Source organism: Rhizomicrobium sp. (genome assembly GCF_056722145.1).
In genome coordinates this window covers 1-5,969 of the sequence record NZ_JBWZET010000147.1, presented here as the reverse complement: position 1 = coordinate 5,969, position 5,969 = coordinate 1, and the positions used below count along the sequence as shown (strand labels likewise).

Here is a 5,969-nt window from a genome sequence, read left to right as displayed (position 1 = left end):
ACCTGCTCGACCGCACCGCCGCCGGCAGTTGGGCGCCGAGCGGGGCCGGACTTGTTGGCATGGGAACTTTGCCGTAGGCGTCACAAAGCCTCGCCGGGGCGCTGGCCTTGTGCTGGTGCGATCGGGGGAAAGAGCAAGCCCGCTCCGGCCGTTGGGGTCTGGGGGGCTGGGCCGGCCGGAGCGGGGCTCTTTAAGACGGCTGGAGGGGGCTCACCGTCTTATGCCCGCCCCTCATCGGAGCGGACGTGGCTAGTACGCGCCGCCCGGTCCGTTCGTTCCATGAACTTTCTTTGATGCGCTGTGGTGATTTTCGGGCGCTCAGCACTTCGCCGCGATGTCTTTGTCGTCACGCTCGAAATGAACGATGGGCGGCGTCACCGTTATGCCATCGAAGGTGACGGCGGGTACCGACACTTCGAAGTAATCGCCGATAAAGCCGTTCATTTCCAGCCGCGACTGGAAGGCGAAGGTGTTGGTATCGAGGGCGCCGTTGCCTTCGAAATGATCGCCGATCTTGGTCACGCCACGGATCGATTGCTTGAATTCCTTCGGCGAATTGTCGGAGAACCAGTCGGTCACGAAATCGAAGGTGTGATGTTCTTCCCAGCGAATGCGCACCATATCGGCGGTAAACGCAAATGGTCGACTGCGATCGATCCACCACTGATTCAAGGGATTGTTTGCCGCGAGCTTGACGCCGGGGGCTTCAAAATTCTTGTCGGCAATGACGAACACCGAGGGAAAGACGCCCGGCAGGACCTTCACATCGACATAGACGAAGCGTCTGCCGTCCGGGAAAAAGGCGCGGTACTCGACTCCATCATGCAGCGGCACGCATTGGGTTGCAGCCATCGCCGTCGGGCAAACGAAAAAAGCGGTCAGTAAGGCGGTCGCGAATGTCTTCGAGATGATCATGGCAGCCCCCAAGCGATTGATTACAGTAACACAATTGCCCCTGGGTTGTAGGGGGCAGTGGGGCCGCGCCTGAGATTCCGGTTAATGGCTGGCGTTTTCGAGTTGGGGCCGTATATTCCGCCCTTTCCTGAAGGGTAGCTGTCGTGACGGTAAAAAGCGTTAAGAAGGTCGTGCTCGCCTATTCCGGCGGGTTGGACACCTCGGTCATTCTCAAGTGGTTGCAGACCGCCTACGGCGCCGAGGTGGTGACATTCACCGCCGATCTCGGTCAGGGCGAGGAACTCGGCCCGGCCCGCAAAAAGGCGGAATTGCTGGGAATCAAGCCTGAAAACATCTTCATCGAAGACCTGCGTGAGGAATTCGTACGCGACTACGTCTTTCCGATGTTCCGCGCCAATGCGCTGTACGAGGGTGTCTATCTCCTCGGCACCTCCATCGCCCGGCCGCTGATCGGCAAGCGCCAGATCGAGATCGCCGCCCAGGTCGGCGCCGATGCGGTGTGCCACGGTGCCACCGGCAAGGGCAACGACCAGGTCCGCTTCGAACTCGCCTATTACGCGCTGAACCCGGACATCAAGGTCATCGCCCCCTGGCGCGAATGGGACCTGACCAGCCGTACCAAGCTGATCGAGTTCGCCGAACAGCACCAGATTCCGATCGCCAAGGACAAGCGCGGCGAGGCCCCGTTCTCGGTTGATGCCAACCTGCTGCACTCCTCGTCCGAGGGCAAGATTCTGGAAGACCCCGACGTCGAGCCGCATGGCGATGTGTTCCAGCGCTCGGTGTCGCCGGAAGCCGCGCCCGATAAGGCGACCATCATCGAGATCGGCTTCGACAAGGGCGATGCGGTGTCGATCGATGGGGTGCCGATGAGCCCGGCCCAGATCCTGACGGCGCTCAACGCGCTCGGCCGCGACAACGGCATCGGCCGCGTCGACCTGGTGGAAAACCGCTTCGTCGGCATGAAGAGCCGCGGCATTTACGAGACCCCCGGCGGCACCATCCTCTATACCGCCCATCGCGCGATGGAATCCATTACGCTGGATCGCGGCGCCATGCACCTCAAAGACGAGCTGATGCCGAAGTACGCCGAGCTGGTCTATTACGGCTTCTGGTTCTCGCCCGAGCGCGAGATGCTGCAGGCCGCCATCGACAAGAGCCAGGACTGCGTCAGCGGTACGGTGCGGCTGAAGCTGTACAAGGGCAACGTCATCGTCATCGGCCGCGCCTCGCCGTATTCGCTCTATTCGCAGGACCTCGTGACCTTCGAAGACGACCACGGCGCCTACGACCAGAAAGACGCCGCCGGCTTCATCCGCCTGCAAGCCCTGCGCCTCAGGACGCTGGCGATGCGGAAGAGGAAGACGGGGAAGTAAAAAATGGTGTCATCCCGGGCGTAGTAATCTGAGCGCAGCGAAGAGCACGCAGACCCGGGACCCACTTCGTCGTCTGCCAGATTTTGAAGTGGGTCCCGGATCGCGCCCATGTGCTGGATGAGAGATCGGTACGGGCGCGTCCGGGATGACATTCAGGCCGGGGATAACATTGGGGTAGGCCATCGTGTCCACCAACGCCAAGCAGCACGAGTACTGGAACGGCGAGGTCGCTGCGAATTGGCTGAGGCGGCTTGCGCATTTCGAGCGCGGCCTGAAGGGCATCAACGACGCGCTGATGGCGTTCGCGCAATTGCGGCCCGGCCTCGACGTGCTCGACATCGGCTGCGGCGCCGGCACCACCAGCGAGGAAATCGCCGCCAAGGTTGCGCCGGGCCGCGTCGTCGGGCTCGACATTTCCAAACCGCTGATCGAGGCGGCCCGCGCGCGGTGTTCCGGCCGCTTCGAATTCATCGAAGCCGACGCGTCGGACTATCCCTTCACACCCGACTTCGACCTGGTGTTTTCGCGCCTCGGCCTGATGTTCTTCGTCGATCCCAAGGCGAGTTTCGCCAACATCCGCCGGGCGCTGAAGCCGGGCGGGCGGCTCGCCTTCCTGTGCTGGTGTCCGCAGAACGAGATTTGCTATTTGTCGGAGCCCTATCAGGCGGCGCGCGATCTGTTGCCGCCGCTCGATCCGACGCCCGACAACGAGCCCGGGCCGTTCGGGCTGGCCGACCGCGACCGCACCGCGCGCCTCCTCACCGAAGCCGGTTGGCATGACATCCGTATCGAACGCGCGACGCCGCCGTCGCTGCTTGGCGCCACCGCCGCCGAGGCCGCCGAGCAGGTCATGAATATGGGTCCGCTGGCGCGCCTGTTGCGCGGCGCCGACGATGCGACCAAGGCCAAGGTGCACGCGCGCATCACGCCTGTTCTCGCGCAATGGCAATGCCCGACCGGTGTCGAACCGCCTGCCGCCTGCTGGCTGGTCGAAGCGAGGGGCTGATGCCGAAATTGCTCATCATCCAGGCGGCGACATATCGCTCGGAGGACGACCGCCGTCCGATGCGGATCAAGAAGCGTCGTCTGGTCGGCGCGGTGATGCCGCATCTGGCGGCGCTGACGCCCAAGGGCTGGGACATCACGCTGCACGACGACGCCATTTCAGAGCCGCCGTATGACCAGCATTTCGACGTCGTGGCGATCACCTGCCGCACCGTGAGTGCGTTCCGCGCCTACGAGATGGCGGAAAAATTCCGCGACCGCGGCGCCAAGGTGCTGCTCGGCGGCCCGCACGCGACCTTCTACACCGCCGAAATGGCGGAGCATGCGGATGCGATCTGCGTCGGCGAGTGCGAGGAGATTTTTCCTGAGATGCTGGAGGACGCCGCCGGCGGGCACTTGCAGAAGATCTACCGCCGCGACACGCCGGCCGACCTGCGCGGGCTGCCCAAGCCGCGCTGGGACCTCTTGGACATGCGCAATTACGTGTTCTACCGCCCGTTCGTGATCCAGCAGTCGCGCGGTTGTCCGTATACGTGCGATTTCTGCGCCGAGCGGCGACTGAACGGCGATTACGGCTATCGCGACCGGCCCGCCGACGAAATCGTCGAAGACATCAAGCTGTGCGGCGGCAAGCACATCTTCTTCGCCGCCAGCCAGTTCGTCGGCCACAAGGGCCGCACCATGGAGCTGATGGAAAAGCTGGTGCCGCTCAAAGTCCACTGGTCGGCGCTGTTCTCGCCGCGCTTCGGGCTCGACGAGAAATTCCTCGATCTCGCCAAGAAAAGCGGCCTGCTGCACGTCAACATGGGCATCGAAAGCATCAGCCAGGGCACGCTGAAATCGATGCACAAGGACGTCAACCACGTCGACAGCTATCGCGAGATGATTCGTAACCTCAACGAACGTAACATCTCCTATTCGTTCAATTTCGTCATCGGCGCCGATACCGATACGCCCGACGTGTTCGACGAAACCTTGAAATTCCTGATGGAAATGAAGGTGCCGGCGGCGTACTTCAACGTCATGGTGCCGATGCGCGGCACGCCGCTCTACGACCGCGCCAAGCAGGACGGCCGCATCATCGACGAAGACAACATGGACCGCTGGGCCGGCGTGAAGTGCTATCTGAAGCCGAAGAACATGACGGCGGAAGAACTCATTGCCGGCGTCAAAGGCATGCAGAAGCGCTTCTATTCGCTGCCCAAGGTGCTCGGGCGCCTGCGTTTCCCGCCGCGCACCTATGCCGATTTTGCCAGCTGGGAAGTGTGCCTGTCGCAACGCGCCGTCGCCGACAGCGACATCATGAACGAGTTTTCGGAGTTTTGAGAAACGCCGCCGTCTCGCGCACGGCTTCCGCGTGGCGGCCGACCAGCGCGTGGCCGCCGCTGGAGTAGATCACCGCGGTCCCGTCGGGCACGGCGGCAGCGATGTCGCGGGCGCGCGGCGCGGTCTCGAAGGCGTCGTCCTCGGCCGAGATCGCGAGCACCGGCTGGGTCAGCGTCGCCAGCGCGCAGGAATTGTCGGGCGACATGCCGTCGAGATCGATGCGGATGCCGGCGAGCCGCGACGAGGCGGGCAGGGCGTCGGCGAGAATGGTCCGTACGCGGCGCTTCTCCGTCGCCGTAGCGCGGGCGATTACGCCGCCGGGCGTGCCCACCATCAAGCCGCTGAGGCTGGCTGAGAACCGCGCCAGCCGCACCGCCGCCCAGCCGAGAAAATCCGAGGCGAACAGGCCGACCAGCGCCCGCCCCAGCAGGCGGGTTTTGCGCGGCAGATCGGTCGCCGGCACCAGCAGCACCACGGCGGAGCAACGCTCGGGATGGCGCGAAGCGAAGTGCAGCGCCGGCCACGCGCCCGCCGAAATGCCGATCACCGCCGCGCGTTTGACGGCGAGGCGGTCGAGCAGTTCGGCGCTCATGTCGGCTTGCGCGGCGGCGCTGGTGTCGTGCGGTGTCGTGGTGCGCAGATAGCCGAAGCGCGACGGTGCGATCAGCCGAAAGCCTTCATCGGCGAGGGCCGCCGTCATATCCAGCCCCTGATCGAAGCCGCCGCCGGTGCCATGCAGCACCAGCACCGGCGCGCCATCGCCCAACTCGCAATAATCGACGCGCCCGAATGACGTTTTGACGATCCGCCCCATGCCCGCGAGCCGCGCCCGCAGGCGGCGCATGTCGTGACGGTAAAACAGCGCGGTCGCGAGACCGGCAACGAAACTGGCGAGAAGCAAGCGGCGCAAGGCGGTCTCCCCCGTTCGAACGGGTGTATTCTATCGCCGCGGAAGTGAAAACGTCGAGATCATCCCTCTCCCACAAGGGGAAAGGGGATCGAGTTGCAGGTGATGGCGGCGGAGTAGCTCAAACTGTCATCCCCGGCCGACCCGACGCAGCGCTCTGCGCGGAGACGGGAAGGGGACCCAGGATTCTCCGGCAAGATGATAGCGGCGGACGAGCAAGAACCCTGTGCCAAGCTTCTCACATCTGGCGCGTCCAGGCACCTGGATCCCCTTCTCGTCGCGGCCCTCGCATTTGCTCGCGCCACTTGGCCGGGGATGACAGGGCCTGCACAGCTAGAGCATCGGACGTTCGGCCGGAATCCCTTGATCGTCCCACGCCCCTCGGTGTCATGGCCCGCGACTGCGGGCCATCCAGGTACCATCTGGCACAACCCCGAAGA

General features: G+C 64.1%; 5 protein-coding genes. 3 read left to right on the top strand and 2 right to left on the bottom strand.

Annotation, left to right across the window (positions count from 1 at the left end):
- Positions 1–318: 318 nt before the first annotated feature.
- The gene (locus tag AC1P6P_RS08210) at positions 319–915 is read right to left on the bottom strand and encodes a hypothetical protein (protein WP_481401953.1); all 597 of its coding nucleotides are present in this window, start codon (positions 913–915) and stop codon (positions 319–321) included.
- Positions 916–1,058: 143 nt separating this feature from the next.
- On the opposite strand from AC1P6P_RS08210, the gene AC1P6P_RS08205 reads away from it, so the two are divergent.
- The 3 genes from AC1P6P_RS08205 to AC1P6P_RS08195 all read left to right on the top strand — a co-directional run bounded on the left by AC1P6P_RS08205 (position 1,059) and on the right by AC1P6P_RS08195 (position 4,622).
- A complete protein-coding gene (locus AC1P6P_RS08205) occupies positions 1,059–2,291 on the top strand; it encodes an argininosuccinate synthase (protein ID WP_481401952.1) in 1,233 nt (410 codons plus the stop codon).
- Positions 2,292–2,475: 184 nt separating this feature from the next.
- Complete coding sequence (locus AC1P6P_RS08200; RefSeq protein ID WP_481401951.1) at positions 2,476–3,297, top strand: class I SAM-dependent methyltransferase; 822 nt, start codon at positions 2,476–2,478, stop codon at positions 3,295–3,297.
- Entirely contained in the window at positions 3,297–4,622 is a 1,326-nt protein-coding gene (locus AC1P6P_RS08195; RefSeq protein ID WP_481401950.1) for a B12-binding domain-containing radical SAM protein, read from the top strand. The genes AC1P6P_RS08200 and AC1P6P_RS08195 overlap by 1 nt, the downstream gene beginning before the upstream one ends.
- Here AC1P6P_RS08195 and AC1P6P_RS08190 read toward each other — a convergent pair.
- Positions 4,597–5,532, bottom strand: a complete 936-nt coding sequence (locus AC1P6P_RS08190) for an alpha/beta fold hydrolase (RefSeq protein ID WP_481401949.1) — start codon at positions 5,530–5,532, stop codon at positions 4,597–4,599. The two genes, AC1P6P_RS08195 and AC1P6P_RS08190, sit on opposite strands and share 26 nt — an antisense overlap.
- Positions 5,533–5,969: the final 437 nt, after the last annotated feature.